The sequence below is a fragment of the Saccharothrix sp. NRRL B-16348 genome, from assembly GCF_001280085.1.
Taxonomy (GTDB): domain Bacteria; phylum Actinomycetota; class Actinomycetes; order Mycobacteriales; family Pseudonocardiaceae; genus Actinosynnema.
In genome coordinates this window covers 32,314-52,486 of sequence record NZ_LGED01000114.1, presented here as the reverse complement: position 1 = coordinate 52,486, position 20,173 = coordinate 32,314, and the positions used below count along the sequence as shown (strand labels likewise).

The window sequence follows — 20,173 nt, the reverse complement described above, 5'->3', positions numbered from 1 at the left end:
CCAGGTCACGTTTCAGCCGGCCGCGAGCCCGGCGGCGGGCCTGATCCGGGCCGCGCCGCGGGCCGGGCCGAACGCCGCGAGCACCGCCAGCGCCACCACGCCCGCGCCGCCGACCAGCAGCGGGAGGACCGCCGCGGTGGGCCACACGAACAGGCCGACCGCGGCCAGCGTCAGCTCCGCGTAGACGAGGCCGAACACTCCTCCGCCCAGCACGCCCACCAGCGACAACAGCACCGCTTCGGCCACCACGCCGCCTTGCAGGCCGCCCTTGGTGACGCCGAGCGCGCGACGCAGCGCCAGCTCCTTGCGGCGCTCCTGCACGGAGATCGTCAACGCGGTGCCGATGCCGGTCACGGCGACCGCGACGGACAGCCCCAGCAGCACCATCAGCATCACGATCCCCAGGTCGAGGTAGCGCTGGTTCCGCGCGTCCGTCTCGGCCTTGGTCTTCACCAGAACGGTGGGAGAGTCGGCCAGCGCCGCCCGCACGCCCGCCCCGTAGGCGGCCGGGTCCGCGCCCGGTGCGAACGCCACCAGCACCTTCGAGGCGGGCGCCAGGTCCGGGTCGGCCAGCACCACGTCGGCGCCGTCGAGCAGCGTGCCGGCGAACGTGCCGGCGACCGTGGCCGTGCGCGGCCCGCCGGGCAGTCCCTCGACCGTGAACGGCCTGCCGACCTGCGCGCCGAACCGTTCGGCGTACCACTCCTCGAGCAGGACGCTGCCCGGCGCGAACCCGTTGGCGTTGACGTTCTGCCTGGTCAGCCACTCGCGCATGCGCTCGGGGTCGGCGCCGACGACCTGCGTCGGGTACGTGTGCCCCTCGGCGTCCCGCTGGTCCGCCTCGACACCGTGCAGCACGACCGTGGTCGCCGCTTCCGGCCGGTTGGCCGCCGCGCCGACACCGCCGGCGAGCGCGCGTCCACCGGAGTCCGAGACCACGGCGTCGGGCCGCGGCTCGTTGCTGAACTCCTCCTCCATGCGTTGCGCCGAGCCCACCGTGACGGCGAAGAACGTGACCATGGCGGCGGCCAGGAGCAGCGGCATCGCCACCGACGCGGACCGCTGCGGCACCCGGCGCACCTCGGCCGCGGCCAGCTTCCACTGCGCGCCGCCGACCCGACTCGCGACCGTGCCGAAGATCCGGCCGAGCGCGGGCACGACCACCGGTCCGAGCACGCCGAACAGGCCGAACACGGCCGTGATGCCGGAGAACAGGACCAGGAAGATCGCCGCCACCGAGCCGCTCGCGAGGATCGCCAGCACCGCCATGACCGCCGCGACGCCGACCAGTGCGACGCCGAAGATCCGGCGGCGGCGCACCACGGCCCGGTCGGGCGTCTGACCTTCGGACGTCCGCAGTGCCGCGAGCGGCGAGATGCGCGCGGCGGCCAGCGCGGGCCGGACCGCGGCGAACGCGCTGAGCGTGGCCGCCGTGACGACGCCGATCACCAGCTGGCCGACCGTCGGCAGCAGCGGCGGGCTCAGCTCCACCGCGCCGAGCAGCGAGGACAGGCCGGTGGCGTCGAACAGCCTGGCCAGCAGCCACGCCACCGACCCGCCGAGCACCGCGCCCACCACGCCCGCGACGGCGCCGGTGAGCAGCGCTTCGAAGAGGTTCGCCCAGACCAGCGGGCCGCGGTGCGCGCCGAGGCAGCGCAGCAGCGCGGTGTGCCGCTGGCGTTGCGCGTAGACGGCGCGGTAGGTGGCGGAGGCGACGAAGACGGACGTGGCCAGCGCCAGGATGCTGAACGGCAGCAGCACGGCCGCCAGGTCGTTGTTCGGCGGTTCCGCGGCGATCGCCGCCCTGGTGTCCACCTGGAAGCCCTCGCCCGCGGCCTGCGCGACGGCGGCCCGGTCGCCCCCGACCACGTAGATCGCCTCGACCCGGGGCTCGCCGCCGAGCTTGGCGGCCAGGCCCTCGCCGACCACGATCATGGGCTCCTCGCCGAGCGAGCCGCGCTTCGTGATGCCCCGGACGACGACGTCCACCGGCTTGCCCGCCGCGTCGGCGACCTTGACCGAGGAGCCCGGCTTGAGGCCGTGCTCGTAGGCGGTGACCCGGTCGATCGCGATCTCGCCGTCCGAGCCGGGTGAGCGGCCCTCCAGGATCGGCACGCGGTGCAGGTCGGCGCGGTCCGGCTCGATGTCGGTGGTGGCGCGCCGGTCGCCCGCCCGGCCGCCGTCGACCAGCAGGTCGGCGCGGACCTCGCGGATCGGCTCCGCCACCGTCACCCCCGCGACCTGCGCCACCCGATCGGCGGTCGCCTGGTCGAGAACCGCGTCGGTGCCGTAGAGCGGCGGGCGGACGACGAGGTCGACGCCGGCGGGCACGGTCGGCGCGCCCTCGTTCGTGGCGCGGACCATCGCGTCGCTGAGCATCAGGGCGGCCAGCAGGCACGCGACGCCGACCACCAGGGCGACACCGGGCAGCGCGGCGCGACCGGGCCGGTTGCGGAACTCGGCGACCGCGAGCCGCAGGGATGTGGGCACAACTCCTCCTCATGACGCGAACGCCACGACGTTAGGAACCGGCGGCATCGGCAGGCGTCGGCCCGAGGTAGCACGGGCCGGTACTACCTGGGGAGGATCTTGGCGTGGAACACGTGGCAGTGGTGGACCCGGACGGCACGCCCGTCGGCACGGCGACGCGCGCCCGGATGCGCGCGGAAGGCCTGTGGCACGTGTGTGCGGTGATCGTCGTGCGTTCGCTCGACGGGACGCGCGTGTACGTGCACCGGCGCACCGACACCAAGGACGTCTACCCCGGGCTGTACGACCCGACGTGCGGCGGTGTCATGGCGGCGGGCGAGACGCCGGACGAGTGCGCGGCGCGGGAGCTGGCCGAGGAGCTGGGGATCGTGGCGACGCCGGCGTTCCGGTTCAAGACGCCGTTCGTCGACGGAACCATTCGGTACGTCGCGCACGTTTACGACGTGCGCAGCGATGGGCCGTTCGTCCATCAGCCGGAAGAAGTGGCGTGGGGCGGCTGGATGGAGTTGGCCGAGGTGCGGGCGTTGGCGGAGGACCCCGGGTGGCCGGTCGTGCCGGACGGTCGGGCCCTGATCCGGGAGTGGTTCTCATGGGCATGATGTTCGCGATGTCGATCCCCGGCCTCGCCCTGCTGCTGCTCGGCCTCGCCGCCGGCGAACGGCTGTGGCGGTGGGTCCGCCGGCGCAAGGGTCACCCGGTGGTGTCGGCGACCGCGCTCGACGAGTTCACCACCCTGTTCTCCGGCGGCAAGCACATCGAGCTGCGCCAGCGCCAGGTCACGTTGATGCTGGGCGAGGACGAGGAGGCGGGCGCGCCGCCGCGCGGACCGGTGGACCTCGACTCGGGCACCGTCCGGCTCAGTCCCAAGCCAGCGACGCCCGAGTAGCCCAGTACCGCTCGGCGGGCTCGGCGCAGTCGGCGAGCTCGTCCGGCGCCAGGTCGACGTCCCGTGCCCGGAGGTTGGCGCGCAGCTGCTCCGGGCTCGCGGCGCCCGAGAGGACCACGTCGGCCCACGGTTGCGCGCGCACGGCGGCCAGCGCGATGGCGTCCGGGCCGACGCCGTGCCGGCCGGCCAGCTCCCGCACGCGTGGCGGCGGGTCGACGGCCAACCTGCCGTTGGCCAGGCCCTCCTTGACGAACACCTCCGCGCCCGACTCCTTGGCGAACGCCAGCGCCGGCCCCGCCGAGGTCTCCAGGACGTTCCAGGTGGACTGGACGCTGTCGAACAGCCGCCGTCCCTCGACGGTGAGCTCCAACGCGCGCCGGATCGTCTCGCCCTGCCGCGGGCCGGAGGTCGAGAAGCCGAGGCGGACGCCCGAGTCGCGCAGCCCGCCCAGGGCCAGGAGCAGGTCCGGGTCGCCGAACAACGGGCTGTCGGACGTCAGCGAGTGCACGTTGTAGAGGCCGACGTGCGCGCCGAGCAGGTTCTCGGTCTCCTGCCACTGCCGCGTGAACCGCTCGACCGAGTGCTCCTTGACCTCGTGCGTGGCCGCGTCCGACCGCCAGTCGGCGACGTAGGTGTAACCCCACTTGCTTGACACCTGCACGTCCTGGTGGGGGCGGGCGGCCAGCCACTGGGCCAGGAACTCCTCCGCGCGGCCGTACGAGCGGGCCGCGTCGACCCGGCGCACACCTGCCGCGTAGGCGGCGTCCAGCACGGCGTGGCAGTGGGCGCGCATGGCGTCCACGTCCCGGTGGTCGGGCAACGCGTGCTCGCGGCCGAGGTTGATGTAGGCGGGGCGGCCGAGCGCGGCCAGACCGAGGGCGAAATCGGGCACGCCCGCCACGGTAACCGGCCGCCTTCCGAGCCGCCGGTCACCGTGGCGTGGTGATTCCGCGCTCGGACGCGGTTTGTACGCCGTGCTGTCCCGAATGGACGGCTACCGGGCCGCGGTGGTGGGGTGGAACCCGGAGGACCTCGCCGACCCCGCCGAGTTGCGCGCGGGCTGGTCGGACGAACTGGCCCAAGGCGACTTGCCGGGCCTGGTGCTATCCGGCGAGGTACACCGGACCCTCCACCCCACCACCGGCTTCGAACCGTTCGACAACGATCACGAGTGGCTCCCCTACCGCGGCGAACGCACCGGGAACCACGGCTAGCCACCCGGTTCCAGAACGTCCCGGACCGGAGCCAGGGTTCAGGGCTCGCCCGACCATCCCACCCACCGCGGCATTCGGCCTGAGCGATCGAGCAATGCCTCCAGCAAGCCAAAATCGTGCTCGGCATCGGGCTCCCACTGGACCGGACCGACCTCCGCTGTCCGCACGGTGGACGGCAGGTCCACGGTCGGCACCGGCTCCTCCCACCGCCCACAGGTGAGGTGAGCGGCGGCGTGTCGGTGGCCGGAGCGTGGCGAGGTCCACTGTTACCCGTCGGTGTCAGACCGGGGCGTCCGCCGAACCGGGCGACAACGGGTTAGGTGCGGGTGGACCAGCGAACTGATGGCGGCTGCCCCGACCGGGTTCTGGGCGATAAGGCCTACAGCTCCAAGGCCAATCGCGTCTGCCTACGTCGCCGAGAGATCAAGGCAACCATCGACCAGCCCCGCGACCAGGCCGGACACCGCAAGGCCAAAGGATCCGAGGGCGGGCGGGCACCGACGATCGACAAGCAGATCCACAGGCGGCGCCACGCGGCCGTCCGCTACCAGGCCACCGGTCACGTCGCGGCCATTAAAAGCTGGCTACGCCACATCGGAAACACGCGCTAGGCGTCGCGGCGTAGGAGGGCGATTGAGCCGGCACCCAGCGCTAGCGCCAGGTACGCGAGCATGGCCAGGCCGGCGGCGGCCGGGGAGAGTGGTGCGCCCGGTGATTCGGCGGCTAGTTGGGGGGCCAGGACTGGCAGCATCACGGAGTACACGCGTTCGTTCCAGGGGGACGGCAGGACCAACGCCAGAGTCGGCAGGACGAACAGCAGGGCGCAGAGGGAGACCAAGGCGCCCGCCGTGGAGCGGAGGAGGAAGCCGAGGCCCAGGCCGAGCAGGGCGAGCAGGACCAGCGAGGCCGTGTTCGCCAGGAGGGTCGGCAGGGCGTCGGTGAAGGAGTCGTAGGCCGAGATCGGTTCCGGGCGGTCTCCGGTGATCAGTTCCCCGGTCTGGTAGGCGAGGAGGACGGTCGCCAGGCCGATCAGCAGCGACGCGCCGGCCACCACGACGGTCTTGGCCAGCAGGTAGGCCTTGCGTTGCGGCACGGAGACGAGGGCGGTGCGGATCATGCCGCTGCCGTACTCCGAGGTGATCGCCAGGGCGCCCAGCACCCCCAGGCAGAACTGGGTGAACGGGACCACCATCATGCTCGGGTCGGCGGAGCCGAACTGCTGCTGCACGTCCGGCGGCGAGGTGTCCCAGTCGGCCGTCATCAGGAACGACACCAGCGCGCCGCCCAGCAGGCACGCGGCGATGGCCACCAGGATGTAAGTGGTCGAGCGGACCGAGCGGAGCTTCAGCCACTCCGAGTTCAGCACGTCGGTCATCGGGCGGTCTCCTTGGTGCGGTACTCCACGCTGTCCTCGGTCAGCTCGAGGTAGGCGTCCTCCAGGGACGCGCTGCGCGGGGTCAGTTCGTGGATCGGGATGCCGCTGCGCGCGGCCAGGTCGGCGATGGCGGCGGCGTCCATGCCTTGCACGAGCAGTGCTCCGTCCTCGGCCTGGGTTCTCGCGCCCGCGGCGGTCAGGGCGGTCACGAGGGCGGCCGGCGTGGGCGTGCGCACCAGCACGTCCCTCTTGAACTTCTCCTGGAGCTCCTGCATGGACGCCTCCAGGATCAGCCTGCCCCGGCCGATCACGATCACCCGGTCGGCGGTCAGGGCCATCTCGCTCATCAGGTGGCTGGACACGAGCACGGTGCGGCCCTCGCGGGCCAGGTCGCGCATCAGGTGCCGGATCCAGCGGATGCCCTCCGGGTCGAGGCCGTTCACCGGCTCGTCGAACAGCAGCACGCCGGGATCGCCGAGCAGGGCCGCCGCCACCCCGAGGCGTTGCTTCATCCCGAGCGACAGCGAGCCCACGCGTCTCTTGGCCACCCCTGCCAGGCCGACCTGCTCCAAAGTCGCGACCACCCGCGTGTCCTTGATGCCGTTGCTGCGGGCCAGCACGCGGAGGTGGTCGTACGCGGACCGGCCGCCGTGCGCCGCGCCCGCGTCGAGCAGCGCGCCGACGTGGTGCATGGGCCGGCGGATCCCGGCGTAGCGGCGACCGTCGACGAGCGCCTCGCCGCTGGTCGGCCGGTCCAGGCCGAGGATCGCCCGCATGGTGGTGGACTTGCCCGCGCCGTTGGGCCCGAGGAACCCCGCTACGTAGCCCGGTTTCACCTCGAACGAGAGGCCGTCCACGGCCCGGGTGGCGCGGTAGCGCTTGGTCAGTTGCCTTACTTCGATCATGGGGAGGAGCTTGCCGGGGTGGGGTGTCGGGGGCATCGGACCGAGGTCTGCGATTCAAGGTCGGACCGTGGTCCGACGCCGGCGGCGGCCACGCCGATTACCGTGCCGGACGTGACCTCACGCCTCCTGCGGATGCTGCCGACCGCCTACCTGTACGCGCTGGACGCGGCCACCGCCATGGTGCTGGTCATGGTGTACCTGGACTTCGCCCGGATGAGCGACGTGCCGCCGTGGCTGGGATATCCGGTGGCGCTCCTGGTCGGTGCGCCGTTGGCGCTGCGCCGCAAGCGGCCCCTGCTCACGCTCGGCATCGTGCTCATGGCGCAGAACGTCGCCACCATCACCCACATCACGCTGGAGCCCTACAGCGCCAGCGCGTTCGCCATCTACATGGTGGCTTCGGCCTGCTCGTCGCGCGAGGCCGTGGGCGCGCTGGTCGCCACGCTCGGCTCGGCGTGGGTGGCGGTGTCCATCGGCGAGGCGTGGCCGGAGTCCGCCGGGCTCGCGGTGTTCCTCACGCTGGTGGTGTGCGCCGCGTGGGCGTTGGGCCGCACCACGCGGATCCGCCGGTCCTACGAGGCCCGTCAGGCCGCCGAGGCGTCGACCAGGGCGGTGTCCGAGGAACGGATGCGCATCGCCCGCGAACTGCACGACGTGGTCGCGCACAGCCTGAGCCTGATCACGGTCAAGGCCGGCGTCGCCGCCCACGTGGCGCCGTCCCAGCCAGAGGAGGCGCGGGAGGCGCTCCAGGTCATCGAGAGAGCCTCGCGCGGCACCCTGGTCGAGATGCGGCGGCTGCTGGGCGTGCTGCGGTCGGAGGACTCCGAGACCGAACTGGCACCCATGCCGGGCATGGGTGATTTACCCGAATTGGTGACCCGGGCGTCGCTGGCCGGGGTGGACGTGTCCCTGTCGGTGTCCGGTTCGCTGCCCGACGGGCTGGGGCTCACCGTGTACCGGATCGTGCAGGAGTCCGTCACCAACGTGGTGAAGCACGCGGCGCCGGCCGCCTGCGAGGTGTCGATCGTCGTCGGGGAGGCTTCGGTGGAGGTCCGCGTGGTCGACGACGGGCCGGGTGAACGGGTGTTGGCCGGTGGCGGCGGAGGGCACGGGTTGATCGGGATGAGGGAACGGGTGGCGGTCTACGGCGGGACGTTCTCGGCCGGACCGCTCGCGGGTGGCGGGTTCGCGGTGCGCGCCGAGGTGCCGCTGTCGTGATCGACGTGGTGGTCGTGGACGACCAGGCGCTGTTGCGCGGCAGCTTCCGGGTGCTCGTGGACTCGGCGGCCGACCTGCGGGTGGTCGGCGAGGCCGGTGACGGCGCCGAGGCGGTGTCGGTGGTGCGGTCGACGTCGCCGGACGTGGTGTTGATGGACGTCCGGATGCCGGGCGTGGACGGGATCGCGGCCACCCGCGAGATCAGCTCGTTCAGCGCGGCCAGGGTGCTGATCCTGACCACGTTCGACCTGGACGAGTACGTGTACTCGGCGTTGCGGGCCGGCGCGAGCGGGTTCCTGCTCAAGGACACTCCCCCGGCCGACCTGCTGGCCGCGATCCGAGTGGTGGCCGCCGGCGACTCGCTGCTGTCACCCTCGGTGACACGTCGCCTGGTCGCCGAGTTCTCCCGCACACCCACACCGCGCACGATCCGCCTCGACGGAATCACCGAACGTGAACAGGAGGTGCTGTTGCTCATCGCCCGCGGGTTCTCCAACGCCGAGATCATGGACGAGCTGTACCTGTCGGCCGGCACGGTGAAGACCCACATCGGCCGCCTGCTGCACAAGCTCCAGGCCCGCGACCGGGCACAACTCGTGATCGCCGCCTACGAGTCCGGTCTGGTCACCGCCCGGTCCTGACAAACGGGCACCCCTCAACCACCGCACCAGTGACCGCGATTGGGCGGCGGCGACCCTGATCAGGCGTGAGCAGGCGGCCCGCCGCACAGCCGACCGACGAAGTGCCTGGTCACCGCACTGGCGAAGACGATCGCGGCGGAGACCGGCGAGTCGACCGGGACTCGGGGCGGGCGCGGGCCGGCGCTGGAGGCCGAACGCGAGCTGGGTGCGGTGGCGATGCCGTCGAAGGCGAGGTTCACCCGACCGGCCGCCGGATCGTGCCACGGGCCAGGACGATCCGTTTCGCGCCCGAGCCGCCTGCTCCGCAGCAACCGGCTGTCCACCAGCTCCACAGCCCCTGGTCGCGGTAGCGGGCCCGGCGTTCTCGGCTCCGCGGATTGTCGGTGGGTGCCGGCAACGTACGGTCCTATGCCCCGGCTGGTGCCCGCGCTGCTGCGCGACCCGACGTTCCGCTGGTACTTCGTCGCCCGGACGTCCTCCCACTTCGGTGACGGCCTGATCGGCATGGCGCTGGTGTTCGGCTCGTTGCGGCTCGGCGCGTCGCTGACCGAGGTCGGACTGGTGCTGCTCGTCGGCCGGTTGCCGGTGGTGGTGTTCACGCTCGTCGGCGGGGTGGTGGGCGACCTGGTGTCGCGTCGGGCCGTCATGCTCGCCGCCGACGTCGTCCGCTGCGCCTCCCAGGGCCTGACGGCCGCGCTGCTGATCACCGGCGTCGGGACGCTGTGGCACCTGGCTGCACTACAGGCGGTGGCAGGTGCGGCGAACGCCTTCTTCGCCCCCGCCGCGGCAGGCCTGGTCGTCGACGTGGTGCCCCAGGAGCACCGCCGTCAGGCCAACGCCCTGGTCAACGCCGCCCAGAACGCCGCGACGCTCGTCGCCCCGGTGGTCTCCGCGGTGCTGGTGGAGACGGTCGGAGCGGGCGGGTCCTTCGCCGTGGACGCGGCCACGTTCGCGATCAGCGCCGCCGCGCTCGTCGCGCTGAAAGTCCCGGACAGGCCGGTGACGCCACGGCCCGCGCTGCTCGACGCCGCTCGGCACGGGTGGCGCGACTTCCGCGCCCGTCCCTGGCTGCAGGCCATCACGATCCAGGTCGCCGTCATCAACGGCGCCTGCATCTCCCCGTTCCTGGTCCTTGCCCCGGTCATCGCCGATCGGGAGCTGGGTGGCGCTCTGGCCTGGGCTTTCATCGCCAACGGCTACGCCGTCGGCGCGCTGCTCGGCAGCACCCTGGCCTTACGCCAGCAACCGCGGCGCCCGCTGCTGGTGGCCGTCACCATCCCGGTCGCCCTGGCCCCGCTGCCGGTCCTGCTCGCCGCGGGCGCGCCCGTCCCGATCCTCGCCGCGGCGGCCGTCCCCGCCGGAGTGCAGGCCGGCCTCTACGCCGTGCTGACCCAGACCGCGCGGCAGGTCCACGTGCCCGCCGACCTCGTCGCCAGGGCCACCGGCTTCTCCACCGTCGTCGGCCTGGCCGCCGCGCCGCTGGGCATGGCCCTGGCCGGACCGGCGGCCGAGCTCATGGGCACGGACGCCGTGCTCCTCGCCGGCGCGGCGATCGTCACGCTGAGCGCACCGCTGGCGCTCGCTGTGCGCTCTGTCCGGCAACTCCCGGCCGAACCCGAGCCCGCCCACTGACCCCCGAACGGCACGCCTGCCCGTGAACGGCGCCACCACCGCCCTCCAGCGCCCGCCGCCTCGCGGCGAGAACCCGCCGGATCAGCAACGAAGCGACCGCGGGGCTGAATCGCGATGTCCAACGGCATGGCAAGGACGACGGACGTCCGCGGCCCGGTGTTCTCGACGAAGGCCGGTCCCTCCCGGCCACGAACCGTCCGTACGGGTGACGGCCGTCAGGGGCGGCTGGCCGTGCTCGACCCCCTGAACGCGGAGAACCCGCCCGGCGCGGTGGCCGGGCGGGTTCTCCAGGCGGGTTGATGGAGGGCAGTGCGGTCTTACAGGTACTGACCGGTGTTCGTGGCCGTGTCGATGGCCCGACCCGACTCCTGGTTCTTGCCGGTCACCAGCGTGCGGATGTACACGATCCGCTCGCCCTTCTTGCCCGAGATCCTGGCCCAGTCGTCCGGGTTGGTCGTGTTGGGCAGGTCCTCGTTCTCGGCGAACTCGTCCACGATCGCGTCCAGCAGGTGGCGCACCGACAAGCCCGGCTGCTTGGTGTCCAGCAGGCTCTTGATGGCCGCCTTCTTCGCGCGGTCGACGATGTTCTGGATCATCGCGCCCGAGTTGAAGTCCCGGAAGTACAGGACCTCCTTGTCACCGTTGGCGTAGGTGACCTCGAGGAAGCGGTTCTCCTCGGACTCCTCGTACATCCGCTCGACCGTGTGCTGCACCATGCCGTCGATGCAGGCCACCGGGTCGCCGCCGAACTCGGCGAGGTCGTCGGCGTGGATCGGCAGGTCGGGGGTGAGGTACTTGTTGAAGATGTCCTTGGCGCCTTCGGCGTCCGGACGCTCGATCTTGATCTTGACGTCGAGCCGGCCCGGCCGCAGGATCGCCGGGTCGATCATGTCCTCGCGGTTGGAGGCGCCGATCACGATCACGTTCTCCAGGCCCTCGACGCCGTCGATCTCGCTGAGGAGCTGGGGCACGATCGTGGTCTCGACGTCGGACGACACGCCGCTGCCGCGGGTGCGGAAGATCGAGTCCATCTCGTCGAAGAACACGATCACGGGCGTGCCCTCGGAGGCCTTCTCCCGGGCGCGCTGAAAGATCAGCCGGATGTGCCGCTCGGTCTCGCCGACGAACTTGTTGAGCAGCTCGGGGCCCTTGATGTTGAGGAAGTAGCTCTTGGCTTCGCGGTGGTCCTCGCCCCTGGCGGCGTGGACCTGCTTGGCCAGGGAGTTCGCCACCGCTTTCGCGATGAGCGTCTTGCCACAGCCGGGAGGGCCGTACAACAGCACGCCCTTGGGCGGGCGCAGCTTGTACTCGCGGAACAGGTCGGCGTGCAGGAACGGCATCTCCACGGCGTCGCGGATCTGCTCGATCTGCCGGTAGAGGCCACCGATGTCCTCGTACCGGACGTCGGGCACCTCCTCCAGCACCAGGTCCTCGACCTCGGCCTTCGGCACGCGCTCGTAGGCGAAGCCCGCCTTCGAGTCGACCAGCAGGGAGTCGCCCGGCTTCAGCGGCGAGTCCATCAGCGGCTGAGCGAGCCAGACGACCCGCTCCTCGTCGGCGTGTCCGACGACCAAGGCGCGGCCGATCGAGCTGTCCGCGAGCTCGGAGTACAGCACCTCACGCAGCGTGCAGACCTCGCCGGTGCGCTCGAAGTCGCCGCCCTCGACCACGGTCAACGCCTCGTTCAGGCGCACCGACTGGCCGAGGACCAGCGACGGCGTCTCGACCGCGGGCGATACCGAGACCCGCATGCGACGGCCCGAGGTGAACACGTCCACCGTGCCGTCGTCGAAGCTGGCCAGGAACACGCCGTAACCGCTGGGCGGCTGCGCGAGGCGGTCCACTTCCTCACGCAGCGCGAGCAGCTGGCTCCGCGCTTCTCGAAGGGTGTCGATGAGCTTCGTGTTGCGCTCGGTCAGTTGGCTGACGCGCTCCGTCGCCTCCGCCAACCGCTGCTCCAGCAGGCGGACGTGTCGTGGGGATTCCGTCAACTTGCGGCGCAGCAACGCGATCTCGTCCTCCAGGAACCTGATCTGCGCTGTCAGCTCACCAGAGTTATTGCCCTTGTTCAGCTCGCCACCCTCATCGGGCTGGCTGCCGGGATGACCGTGCTGCATGTCGGCACCCTCCTCCCGTGTTCGTACGACAACGGTACCGGCGATCACCGACAAAAGCCGCCACCCAGCGGGTTCCCGGGCGTCGTGTGATGACACAAACCGCCCGCTCGGCCGGATCAACTGCTCCAAACCGGTGTCAGCCGGTACCTCCCACCCGCTACCGTGCGTCCAGCACTAGTCCCACGTGAGTGGTCCGGGCAGTGTCCACTGCCACCAGCGGAAAGTTCTAGGAGAACGTGATGTCCGTCCCGCCGCAGCAGCCGGGTCCGTACGGTCAGCAGCCGGGTCAATTTGGCCAGCAACCAGGTCAATTCGGCCAGCAGCCGGGATACGGCCAGCAGCCCGGCGGGTACCCGCCGCCTGCCCAGGGGTTCCCACAGGGTGGGCAGCAGCCCGGTTACGGCACGCCGCCCGGCGGCTACCCCCAGCAAGGCCAGCCCGGCCCCGGCCAGCAGCCGTACGGCCAACCCGGCCAGTTCAACCAGCCCGGTTACGGCCAACCGGGTGGTTTCGGCGACCCCTACGGCACGCCGCCGAAGAAGAGCCCGTTGCCGTGGATCCTGGGCGGCGTCGGCGCCCTGGTCGTGATCGGTGTCGTGGTCGTCCTCATCACGACGATGGGCGGTGGCAGCAACGGCACGGCCAAGGACGCCGCCGACAGCTACGCCGCGGCCATCAACGCGAAGGACTTCGACAAGGTCCGGTCGTTGACCTGCGCCGAGCACCACGACGAGATCGACGACATGCGGAAGCTCTACGACCCCGAGACGATGAGCGCCGAGATCGAGAAGCAGCTCGAGAAGCTCCCCGCGGAAGCGCGGAAGGAGGCCCAGAAGTCGATCGACGCGGCGAAGAACGTCACGATCACCCTCGCCGTCGACAACGTGGTGGAGAAGACCGACACCACGGCCGAGGCCTCTGTCTCGATCAAGTACGCGAACGTGCCGGATGACATGAAGGCCCTGATGAAGGACAAGAGCGGGACGAAGATCCCGTTCAAGAAGACGGACGACGGCTGGGTCGCCTGCGACTGAGCCCCCCGTGCTGAAACGGCCCGCGCACCACCTGGTGCGAGGGCCGTTTTGGCTGGTCAGAAAGGCTCAGCCCTTGGACGGCCTGCGCTGCGGCCGGGGCGGCGTGACGCCGTCGGCGAGCCTGCGGGTGGTCAGCAGGAACGCGGTGTGCCCGATCATCCGGTGCTCCGGCCGCACGGCCAGGCCCACCACGTGCCACGGCCGCACGAGGGTCTCCCACGCGTGCGGCTCGGTCCAGTGCTGCTGCTCGCGGATCGCCTCGGTCACCTTCGACAGCTGCGTCGTGGTCGCCACGTACACCACGAGCACGCCGCCCGGGATGAGGTTGCGGGACACGGCGGGCAGCACGTCCCACGGCGCGAGCATGTCCAGGACGACCCGGTCGACCTCGCCCTCGTGCTCGTTCACGTCGGCCACGGTCAGCGACCAGTTGCCCGGCCGCTCGCCGAAGAACTGCTCGACGTTGCGGATGGCGTGGTCGGCGTGGTCCTGGCGGACCTCGTACGACGTCACGCTGCCCTTCTCGCCGACCGCGCGCAGCAACGAGCAGGTCAGCGCGCCCGAACCGGCACCGGCCTCCAGCACCCGCGCGCCGGGGAACACGTCGCCGTACATGACGATCTGGGCGGCGTCCTTGGGGTAGATCACCTGGGCGCCGCGCGGCATGGACAGCACGTAGTCCGACAGCAGGGGCCGCAGTGCCAGGAACGACGTGCCGCCGACCGAGACGACCACGGAGCCCTCGGGCTGCCCGATCAGCTTGTCGTGCGACAACGCGCCGCGGTGCGTGTGGTACTCCTTGCCCGGTTCGAGCACGATCGTGTAGTGCCGTCCCTTCGGGTCGGTCAACTGCACCCGGTCACCCGGCTGGAACGGACCACTGGCGGTGCTCACCGCGGCGAACCTCCTGCTTAAACGCGTGTCAACAGCGCACGATGGTCGCACGGAGGCCGCACACGGCCCGTAGCGGCCCGCCGGCCGTCGGCCACGCGGTCACTCGCCCTTGTCGGCGGCCTCCTCCCGGAGCCGGCCTTTCCCCAACTCGGTGACCGTGTGGTAGACGGGCCAGCCCACCAGCCAGATCACGCCGACGAGCGTCATGCTGCCCATCTGCCCCCACAGCGCCTGTGTGCGCTCCGGCGTGCCCACGACGAACATGAGCAGCAGCATCACCGAGCACGCGATGGCCCACGCGATCGCGAACTTGCCCCACTCGCGCCACTCGTGGCGGACCTTCGCCGTGCCGTGCCGCGGCGGCTTCACGGGCGGCGGGCCACCGGCGAACCGGTGGGCGACCCGCTGGTCGGCCCACCGCAGCATGGTGTGCCCGAACGCCACGCTCACGCCCAGGTAGATCGCGGCGAGGCCGTGCACGGAAGTGGCCTCTCCCCCGGCCCGCAGGTCGAAGACGGTCGCGACGAGCAGCACCACGTCGACCAGGGGTGTGCAGGCCAGCAGCACCGCGCCCAGCCTGCGCATCCGCAGCGCGTACCGGGCCAGCAGCCCCGCGCCCAGCACCACCCAGAAACCGATCTCGCACGCCACGATGAGGACGACCAACGGTTCAACCACGTCGGCCATCCTGCTGCGGGCGCGGGCCCGTGCGCGTCGTCGGGCCGGCCGACCTCGCGTCATCAGTTCGTAGGACGCCCCACGCGCGGCCCTGTGCTGTGATGACGGGGTGGAGCTCCGCCCGAAACGCCGCGACGTGCTGGTCGCGGTGGCTTTCTTCGCGTTGGGGCTGCTGGCGCACCGGCTCGGCCTGGACGAGGTGACCGGCAACCAGGACGACACCACGCCGATCGGCGTGCGGGTGGCGATCCTCGCGGTGGCGTGCGCGGGTCAGGTGTTCCGCCACCGGGCGCCGGTGGCGGCGGTGTGCGTGGTCGGCGCGGCCACGGCGGCGGACATCCACTTCGGCTTGAGCTCGCCGGTGATGGTGGTCTGCATCGACGTGCTGTTCGTCGCCACGCTGCACGGTCCGCGCGGGCTGCACCGGGTGCTCATGGGCGTGGTGGCGGTGACGACGGTCGGCATCACGGCGGCGGTCGCGGCGATGGGCGACTGGCGGCAGTCGTTCTACGCGGGGTTGCAGGTGTTCTCGCTGCTCGTGGTGCCCGTGTGGTGGGCGACGAACGTGCGGCGGCACCGGGAGAGCGCCGAGCAGGTCGCCCACATCGCCGAGCTGGACCGACGGGCCGCGGTGAACGCCGAGCGCAACCGGATGGCCCGTGACCTGCACGATGTGGTGGCCGGGCACATGTCCGCGATCGCGATCCAGTCGGAGGCGGTGCTGTCGCTGCGCTCGGGCGACCCGGAGACCGCGCGCACGGTGCTCAAGTCGGTGCGCGAGAACAGCGTGCGGGCGTTGGCCGAGATGCGGACGATGATCGACGTGCTGCGGGCCGACGAACCGGTGGACGAGCCGGTGGCGGTGCGGCTGGCGGACGTGGGCAGGCTGCTCGAGTCGGCCGCCGCGGCCGGGCTCCGGGTCGAGCCGCCGGGGCGTGACGTGGGCGAGCTGCCGGTGGGCGTGGACGTCGCGGCGTACCGGATCGTGCAGGAGGCGTTGACCAACGCGGTGAAGCACGCGCCGGGCGCGCGCACCTCGGTGGTGCTCGAACGGCAGGTCAGGCGGTTGGTGGTGGTCGTGCGGAACGACGTGGTCGACGGCGCGCGCGGCACGGGGACGGGAACGGGGTTGGTGAGCATGGCCGAACGCGCCCACCTGGTCGGCGGGGTGTTCTCCGCGGGCCGTGACGACGACGGCGACTGGGTCGTGCGGGCGGAGTTCCCGCTGTGATCCGGGTGGTGGTGGCCGACGACCACGCGGCGATCCGGGCCGGGCTGGTGATGATCCTCGGCGACGCGGACGGCGTCGAGGTGGTCGGCGAGGCGGCGGACGGCGCGGAGGCCGTGCGGCTGGCCGAGCGGCTGGCGCCGGACGTGGTGCTGATGGACATCCGGATGCCCGGTGTGGACGGCATCGAGGCGACCAGGCAGCTCAGCGGGGTGTGCGAGGTGCTGGTGCTGACCACGTTCGACCTGGACGAGTACGTGCGCGGGGCGCTCCGGGCGGGCGCGGCGGGGTTCCTGCTGAAGTCGGTCGAGTCGTCCGCGCTGGTGGACGCGGTGCGGCAGGTGGCGGCCGGTGACGGCGTGCTGGCGCCCAGCGTGACGCGGCGGGTGATGCGGGAGTTCGCCTCGACCGCGCCGAAGGCACGCCCGGCCGCGTTGGACGCGTTGACCGAGCGTGAGGTGGAGGTGCTGCACTGCCTCGGCGAAGGGCTGTCGAATCACCAGATCGGGCGACGGCTGCACATCGGTGAGACGACGGTGAAGACGCACGTGTCGCGGGTGCTGACGAAGCTGGACCTGCGGTCGCGGGTGCAGGCGGCGATCCTCGCGCAGGAGGCCGGTCTGCTCGACGACCAGGGCGACGACCAGGTCAGCGGCGGTCCAGCGCGGCCTTGAGGTCTTCGCGGCGCAGCACGCCCGCGGGCCGTCCTTCGAGGTCGACGACCAGGTACTCCCAGGCGGCGGTGCCGTGCACGCGTTCGACGACCTCGGCGCCGGTCTCGTTCTCCAGCAGCACGGTCTCCGGCCGGATCGGCACGGCGGCCTGCTCGGCGGGCGCGTGCGGCGAGGTGCTGGCCAGGCGGCGCGCCATCTCGCGGTCGAGCAGGCCGGCGGCGACGCCGTCCGCGCGGACCAGGACCACGCCGCGGCCGGCGGAGGCGGTGAGCGCGCCCGACACCGGGCTCTCGGCGGGCAGCTGGAGCACGGGGCGGACGAGTTCGCCCAGCGTGAGGCCGTCCGGCCAGGTGCTGCGGCGTTCGGCGGTGAACTCGCCGCGCGCGCCGGCCAGCACGAACCACGCGGTCAGCAGGCACACGCCGAAGCGGAGCCAGCGGTCCTCGGCGCCGTCGACCACGCCCCAGACCGCCCAGACGACGAGCAGCGCGGCCACCACGCCGCCGCCGATCACGGCGGCCTTCGTGCCCGTCGCGCGGCGGCCCGTGACGGCCCACACGCCGGCGCGCAGGATCCGGCCGCCGTCCAGCGGCAGGCCCGGGAGCAGGTTGAACACCGCCACGGCGGCGTTGGCGAACGCGGTCTGGGCGATCAGCAGCCAGACGGCGTCGGGGTACGGGATGGCGGACGCGGCCAGGGCGAAAGCGCCGGCCAGGATGATGGAGACGATCGGGCCCGCGGCGGCGATCGCGCCCTCGTGGCCGGGGCGGGTCGGGGTGCGCATCACCTCGGACACGCCGCCGAGCAGGAACAGGCGCAGCCGGCGCACCGGCAGGCCGAGGCGCAGGGCGACCAGGCTGTGGCCGAGTTCGTGCGCCAGCACCGAGAGGCCGAGGAAGATCGCGAAGGTGGCGGCGAGGAGCACGCCGGTGAGGCCGCCCGTGCCGGGTGCGATGCGGCCGACCAGCGGCGCGTAGAGCACCACGATGGCCGCCGAGCCCAGCCACCACGAGGGCGCGAGCAGCACCGGGATCCCGGCCGCGCGGAACAGCGGCAGCCCGCCGTCCCGGCCGACCTGCCGTCGCCAACTCCCCGTCGTCGCCACGTGCAGAGCCTAGGCGGCCGGGTGTATCAGGACTGTGTTGGATCAGGGCCGTGTCGGGCCGGATCAGGTCAGGTCAGGCGGGGTCGGCCCGGCCCGGGTCGCCGATCCGGGCGCGCAGGCCGTCGAGGATGAGGTCGAGCCCGAAGCCGAGGGCCTCGTCCTCACCGCCCTCGGCCGCCTCCGCCAACGCGGCCTTCACGGCGGGGAACCGGTCGCCCCGCTCGCGCACCACCTCGGCCAGGATCGCGCCGAACTGCGTGCCGGTGTCGCCACCCGGTGTCGTCGCCGCCTGCTGGGCGATGTTGCGGACGTGCCCGGCGAGCACGGCCAGCACGTCCATCCGCGCGGCGCCGCCCAGGCCGGTGCCGTCGAGCACGGCCAGCGCGGCTTCCATCCAGGCCAGCTCGTTCGGACCGACCACGCGCGGGCCCGTGGTGGCCTCCAGCACCCACGGGTGCCGCACGAAGCCCGGCAGCAGCGCCAACGCCCACGCGCGGAGTCGTGCGCACCGGTCGTCGCCGCCCGGGTCGGCGGGCGGCGTGCCCATCGCCAGGTCGGCCATGAGCGCGACCAGCTCGGACTTGCCGGGCACGTAGCGGTACAGGGACATCTTGGTGAAGCCGAGGTCCGCGGCGACCCGTTGCATCGAGACGGCGGCGAGCCCTTCGGCGTCCGCGATCGCGATGCCGGTGCGGGCGATGAGGTCGTGGGTGAGCGCCGGCTTGGGGCCGCGACGCGGGCCGGGACGGTCGCCCCACAGCAGGTCGAGGCTGCCCGTCAGGTCCATCGCCACCTCCGTGTTGCCACCGCCAAGAAACTGTGTCTAACATACACAAATAGAATTGCTTCCGATGGACACAGTTTGGGGCGGGTATGGCGGACAAGCAGGTCCTGGTCTCCGGCGCGAGCGTCGCCGGGCCGGCGCTGGCCTACTGGCTGGCGCGCTACGGCTTCGACACGACCGTGGTGGAGATCGCGCCCGCGCTGCGCGGCGGCGGGGCGGCGGTGGACTTCCGCGGCGAGACGCACCTCGCCGTGCTGGAGCGGATGGGCGTGCTGGACCGGCTGCGCGAGGTCCAGACCGGCGGCAGCCCGATGACGTTCGTCGACGAGCACGACCGCACCGTGCTGCACCTGCCGGCGGACTTCGCGGGCGGCGACGTGGAGGTGCTGCGCTCGGACCTCTCGCGGGTGCTCCACGAGCACGGCAGAGGGCAGGTGGACTACGTCTTCGGCGACTCGATCACCGGGTTGACCGAGACGCCCGACGGTGTCGACGTGACGTTCGCGTCCGGGGCGCGGCGCACGTTCGACCTGGTCATCGGGGCCGACGGGATCCACTCGCGGGTCCGCGCGCTGGCCTTCGGGCCGGAGGAGCGGTTCGTCAGCCACCTCGGCTACTACGTGGCGAGCTGGGACCTGCCCGCCGACGTCGACGTCCCGGCCGGGTCGGTGAGCTACAACGTGCCGGGACGGCTGGTGTCCACCGGCGGCGGCCCGGACCGGCCGGGCGCGTTCGTGGCGTTCAAGTCGCCGCGCCTGGAGTACGACCGGCACGACGTGGCCCAGCAGCGCGGGCTGCTGGTCGACGCGTTCCGCGGGATGGGGTGGCGGACGCCCCGGTTGCTGGCGTCGTTGGAGCACACGACGGAGCTGTACTTCGACTCGATCAGCCGGGCGGACGTCCGACCGTGGTCACGGGGCCGGGTCGCGCTGGTCGGGGACGCGGCCTGCGGCGCCACCATCGGCGGGATGGGCGCGGGCACCGCCGTGGTCGGCGCTTACGTGCTCGCGGGCGAGCTGGCCACGGCCGAGGGCGACCACGCGACGGCGTTCCGGCGTTACGAGGACCGGATGCGCGACTACGCCCGACGGTGCCAGAAGGGTGGTGACCGGACGGGGAAGTTCCTGGCGCCGGCGAGCGGGTTCGCCCTGCGCATGCGCAACGGCCTCCTGGGCAACAAGTTCCTGCTCGACCTGATGCTGAAGGTCGGCAAGGACATCACGAACAAGATCGACCTGCCGGACTACGCGCACGCCGCCGCGTAGCGCCCGCGCGGTTCGGACCTGATCTTGTCGGGG

22 protein-coding genes are annotated in these 20,173 nt (G+C 72.2%); 12 read left to right on the top strand and 10 right to left on the bottom strand.

Annotated elements, in window-relative coordinates:
- Positions 1–12 precede the first annotated feature (12 nt).
- Positions 13–2,490: an FtsX-like permease family protein gene (locus ADK67_RS12820; protein ID WP_053716642.1), complete on the bottom strand. Its 2,478-nt coding sequence runs from the start codon at positions 2,488–2,490 to the stop codon at positions 13–15.
- A 104-nt stretch (positions 2,491–2,594) separates the two neighbouring features.
- On the opposite strand from ADK67_RS12820, the gene ADK67_RS12815 reads away from it, so the two are divergent.
- Entirely contained in the window at positions 2,595–3,089 is a 495-nt protein-coding gene (locus ADK67_RS12815) for an NUDIX hydrolase (RefSeq protein WP_053716641.1), read from the top strand.
- Positions 3,080–3,376 (top strand): DUF6191 domain-containing protein, encoded by a 297-nt coding sequence (locus ADK67_RS12810; RefSeq protein ID WP_053716640.1) that lies wholly within the window; start codon positions 3,080–3,082, stop codon positions 3,374–3,376. The genes ADK67_RS12815 and ADK67_RS12810 overlap by 10 nt, the downstream gene beginning before the upstream one ends.
- Here the strand turns inward: ADK67_RS12810 and ADK67_RS12805 are convergent.
- On the bottom strand, positions 3,348–4,268 hold the full coding sequence (locus ADK67_RS12805) for an aldo/keto reductase (protein WP_053716736.1): 921 nt from the start codon (positions 4,266–4,268) through the stop codon (positions 3,348–3,350). The two genes, ADK67_RS12810 and ADK67_RS12805, sit on opposite strands and share 29 nt — an antisense overlap.
- 82 nt (positions 4,269–4,350) lie before the next feature.
- On the opposite strand from ADK67_RS12805, the gene ADK67_RS12800 reads away from it, so the two are divergent.
- Both ADK67_RS12800 and ADK67_RS55330 read left to right on the top strand, forming a co-directional pair.
- Positions 4,351–4,590: a hypothetical protein gene (locus ADK67_RS12800; protein WP_157620234.1), complete on the top strand. Its 240-nt coding sequence runs from the start codon at positions 4,351–4,353 to the stop codon at positions 4,588–4,590.
- Between the two features lie 320 nt (positions 4,591–4,910).
- Positions 4,911–5,201 carry a hypothetical protein gene (locus ADK67_RS55330; RefSeq protein ID WP_157620232.1) on the top strand — a complete coding sequence of 97 codons (291 nt, stop codon included), beginning with the start codon at positions 4,911–4,913 and terminating at the stop codon, positions 5,199–5,201.
- Here ADK67_RS55330 and ADK67_RS12795 read toward each other — a convergent pair.
- On the bottom strand, positions 5,198–5,965 hold the full coding sequence (locus tag ADK67_RS12795; protein WP_053716638.1) for an ABC transporter permease: 768 nt from the start codon (positions 5,963–5,965) through the stop codon (positions 5,198–5,200). The genes ADK67_RS55330 and ADK67_RS12795 overlap by 4 nt on opposite strands.
- Positions 5,962–6,870 carry an ABC transporter ATP-binding protein gene (locus tag ADK67_RS12790; protein WP_053716637.1) on the bottom strand — a complete coding sequence of 303 codons (909 nt, stop codon included), beginning with the start codon at positions 6,868–6,870 and terminating at the stop codon, positions 5,962–5,964. The genes ADK67_RS12795 and ADK67_RS12790 overlap by 4 nt, the downstream gene beginning before the upstream one ends.
- A gap of 111 nt (positions 6,871–6,981) precedes the next feature.
- On the opposite strand from ADK67_RS12790, the gene ADK67_RS12785 reads away from it, so the two are divergent.
- A complete protein-coding gene (locus tag ADK67_RS12785) occupies positions 6,982–8,088 on the top strand; it encodes a sensor histidine kinase (RefSeq protein WP_053716735.1) in 1,107 nt (368 codons plus the stop codon).
- A complete protein-coding gene (locus ADK67_RS12780; protein WP_053716636.1) occupies positions 8,085–8,729 on the top strand; it encodes a response regulator in 645 nt (214 codons plus the stop codon). Before ADK67_RS12785 ends, ADK67_RS12780 begins: the two co-directional genes overlap by 4 nt.
- A gap of 59 nt (positions 8,730–8,788) precedes the next feature.
- On the opposite strand, the gene ADK67_RS52475 is transcribed toward ADK67_RS12780, so the two are convergent.
- Positions 8,789–9,061 (bottom strand): hypothetical protein, encoded by a 273-nt coding sequence (locus ADK67_RS52475; RefSeq protein ID WP_053716635.1) that lies wholly within the window; start codon positions 9,059–9,061, stop codon positions 8,789–8,791.
- Between the two features lie 76 nt (positions 9,062–9,137).
- On the opposite strand from ADK67_RS52475, the gene ADK67_RS12770 reads away from it, so the two are divergent.
- Positions 9,138–10,361: an MFS transporter gene (locus tag ADK67_RS12770; protein WP_053716634.1), complete on the top strand. Its 1,224-nt coding sequence runs from the start codon at positions 9,138–9,140 to the stop codon at positions 10,359–10,361.
- Between the two features lie 126 nt (positions 10,362–10,487).
- Complete coding sequence (locus tag ADK67_RS50760) at positions 10,488–10,661, top strand: hypothetical protein (RefSeq protein WP_157620230.1); 174 nt, start codon at positions 10,488–10,490, stop codon at positions 10,659–10,661.
- A gap of 17 nt (positions 10,662–10,678) precedes the next feature.
- On the opposite strand, the gene arc is transcribed toward ADK67_RS50760, so the two are convergent.
- Complete coding sequence (arc, locus tag ADK67_RS12765) at positions 10,679–12,478, bottom strand: proteasome ATPase (RefSeq protein WP_053716633.1); 1,800 nt, start codon at positions 12,476–12,478, stop codon at positions 10,679–10,681.
- Positions 12,479–12,717: 239 nt separating this feature from the next.
- Here arc and ADK67_RS50755 point away from each other — a divergent pair, with 239 nt between their 5' ends.
- A complete protein-coding gene (locus ADK67_RS50755; protein WP_157620228.1) occupies positions 12,718–13,512 on the top strand; it encodes an Rv0361 family membrane protein in 795 nt (264 codons plus the stop codon).
- Between the two features lie 66 nt (positions 13,513–13,578).
- On the opposite strand, the gene ADK67_RS12755 is transcribed toward ADK67_RS50755, so the two are convergent.
- Positions 13,579–14,406 carry a tRNA (adenine-N1)-methyltransferase gene (locus tag ADK67_RS12755; protein ID WP_053716631.1) on the bottom strand — a complete coding sequence of 276 codons (828 nt, stop codon included), beginning with the start codon at positions 14,404–14,406 and terminating at the stop codon, positions 13,579–13,581.
- A 99-nt stretch (positions 14,407–14,505) separates the two neighbouring features.
- The gene (locus ADK67_RS12750) at positions 14,506–15,093 is read right to left on the bottom strand and encodes a hypothetical protein (protein ID WP_053716630.1); all 588 of its coding nucleotides are present in this window, start codon (positions 15,091–15,093) and stop codon (positions 14,506–14,508) included.
- 100 nt (positions 15,094–15,193) lie between these two features.
- On the opposite strand from ADK67_RS12750, the gene ADK67_RS54610 reads away from it, so the two are divergent.
- Together ADK67_RS54610 and ADK67_RS12740 are read left to right on the top strand one after the other, a co-directional pair.
- Positions 15,194–16,315, top strand: coding sequence for a sensor histidine kinase (locus ADK67_RS54610; RefSeq protein WP_082403428.1), 1,122 nt, complete (start codon positions 15,194–15,196; stop codon positions 16,313–16,315).
- Positions 16,312–16,986, top strand: a complete 675-nt coding sequence (locus tag ADK67_RS12740) for a response regulator (protein ID WP_053716628.1) — start codon at positions 16,312–16,314, stop codon at positions 16,984–16,986. The genes ADK67_RS54610 and ADK67_RS12740 overlap by 4 nt, the downstream gene beginning before the upstream one ends.
- On the opposite strand, the gene ADK67_RS12735 is transcribed toward ADK67_RS12740, so the two are convergent.
- Positions 16,961–18,091 carry a site-2 protease family protein gene (locus tag ADK67_RS12735; RefSeq protein ID WP_053716627.1) on the bottom strand — a complete coding sequence of 377 codons (1,131 nt, stop codon included), beginning with the start codon at positions 18,089–18,091 and terminating at the stop codon, positions 16,961–16,963. The two genes, ADK67_RS12740 and ADK67_RS12735, sit on opposite strands and share 26 nt — an antisense overlap.
- A gap of 73 nt (positions 18,092–18,164) precedes the next feature.
- Entirely contained in the window at positions 18,165–18,878 is a 714-nt protein-coding gene (locus ADK67_RS12730; RefSeq protein WP_053716626.1) for a TetR/AcrR family transcriptional regulator, read from the bottom strand.
- Between the two features lie 86 nt (positions 18,879–18,964).
- Here ADK67_RS12730 and ADK67_RS12725 point away from each other — a divergent pair, with 86 nt between their 5' ends.
- On the top strand, positions 18,965–20,140 hold the full coding sequence (locus ADK67_RS12725) for an FAD-dependent monooxygenase (RefSeq protein ID WP_053716625.1): 1,176 nt from the start codon (positions 18,965–18,967) through the stop codon (positions 20,138–20,140).
- The last annotated feature ends 33 nt before the right edge of the window (positions 20,141–20,173 follow it).

Bases quoted from the DNA above. Each gene is read 5' to 3' on its own strand.
- ADK67_RS50755 (WP_157620228.1), top strand. From the start codon at position 12,718: ATGTCCGTCCCGCCGCAGCAGCCGGGTCCGTACGGTCAGCAGCCGGGT.
- ADK67_RS12770 (WP_053716634.1), top strand. From the start codon at position 9,138: ATGCCCCGGCTGGTGCCCGCGCTGCTGCGCGACCCGACGTTCCGCTGG.
- ADK67_RS50760 (WP_157620230.1), top strand. From the start codon at position 10,488: ATGGCAAGGACGACGGACGTCCGCGGCCCGGTGTTCTCGACGAAGGCC.
- ADK67_RS12790 (WP_053716637.1), bottom strand. From the start codon at position 6,870: ATGATCGAAGTAAGGCAACTGACCAAGCGCTACCGCGCCACCCGGGCC.
- ADK67_RS12810 (WP_053716640.1), top strand. From the start codon at position 3,080: ATGGGCATGATGTTCGCGATGTCGATCCCCGGCCTCGCCCTGCTGCTG.
- ADK67_RS12750 (WP_053716630.1), bottom strand. From the start codon at position 15,093: ATGGCCGACGTGGTTGAACCGTTGGTCGTCCTCATCGTGGCGTGCGAG.
- arc (WP_053716633.1), bottom strand. From the start codon at position 12,478: ATGCAGCACGGTCATCCCGGCAGCCAGCCCGATGAGGGTGGCGAGCTG.
- ADK67_RS12795 (WP_053716638.1), bottom strand. From the start codon at position 5,965: ATGACCGACGTGCTGAACTCGGAGTGGCTGAAGCTCCGCTCGGTCCGC.
- ADK67_RS12725 (WP_053716625.1), top strand. From the start codon at position 18,965: ATGGCGGACAAGCAGGTCCTGGTCTCCGGCGCGAGCGTCGCCGGGCCG.
- ADK67_RS12730 (WP_053716626.1), bottom strand. From the start codon at position 18,878: ATGGACCTGACGGGCAGCCTCGACCTGCTGTGGGGCGACCGTCCCGGC.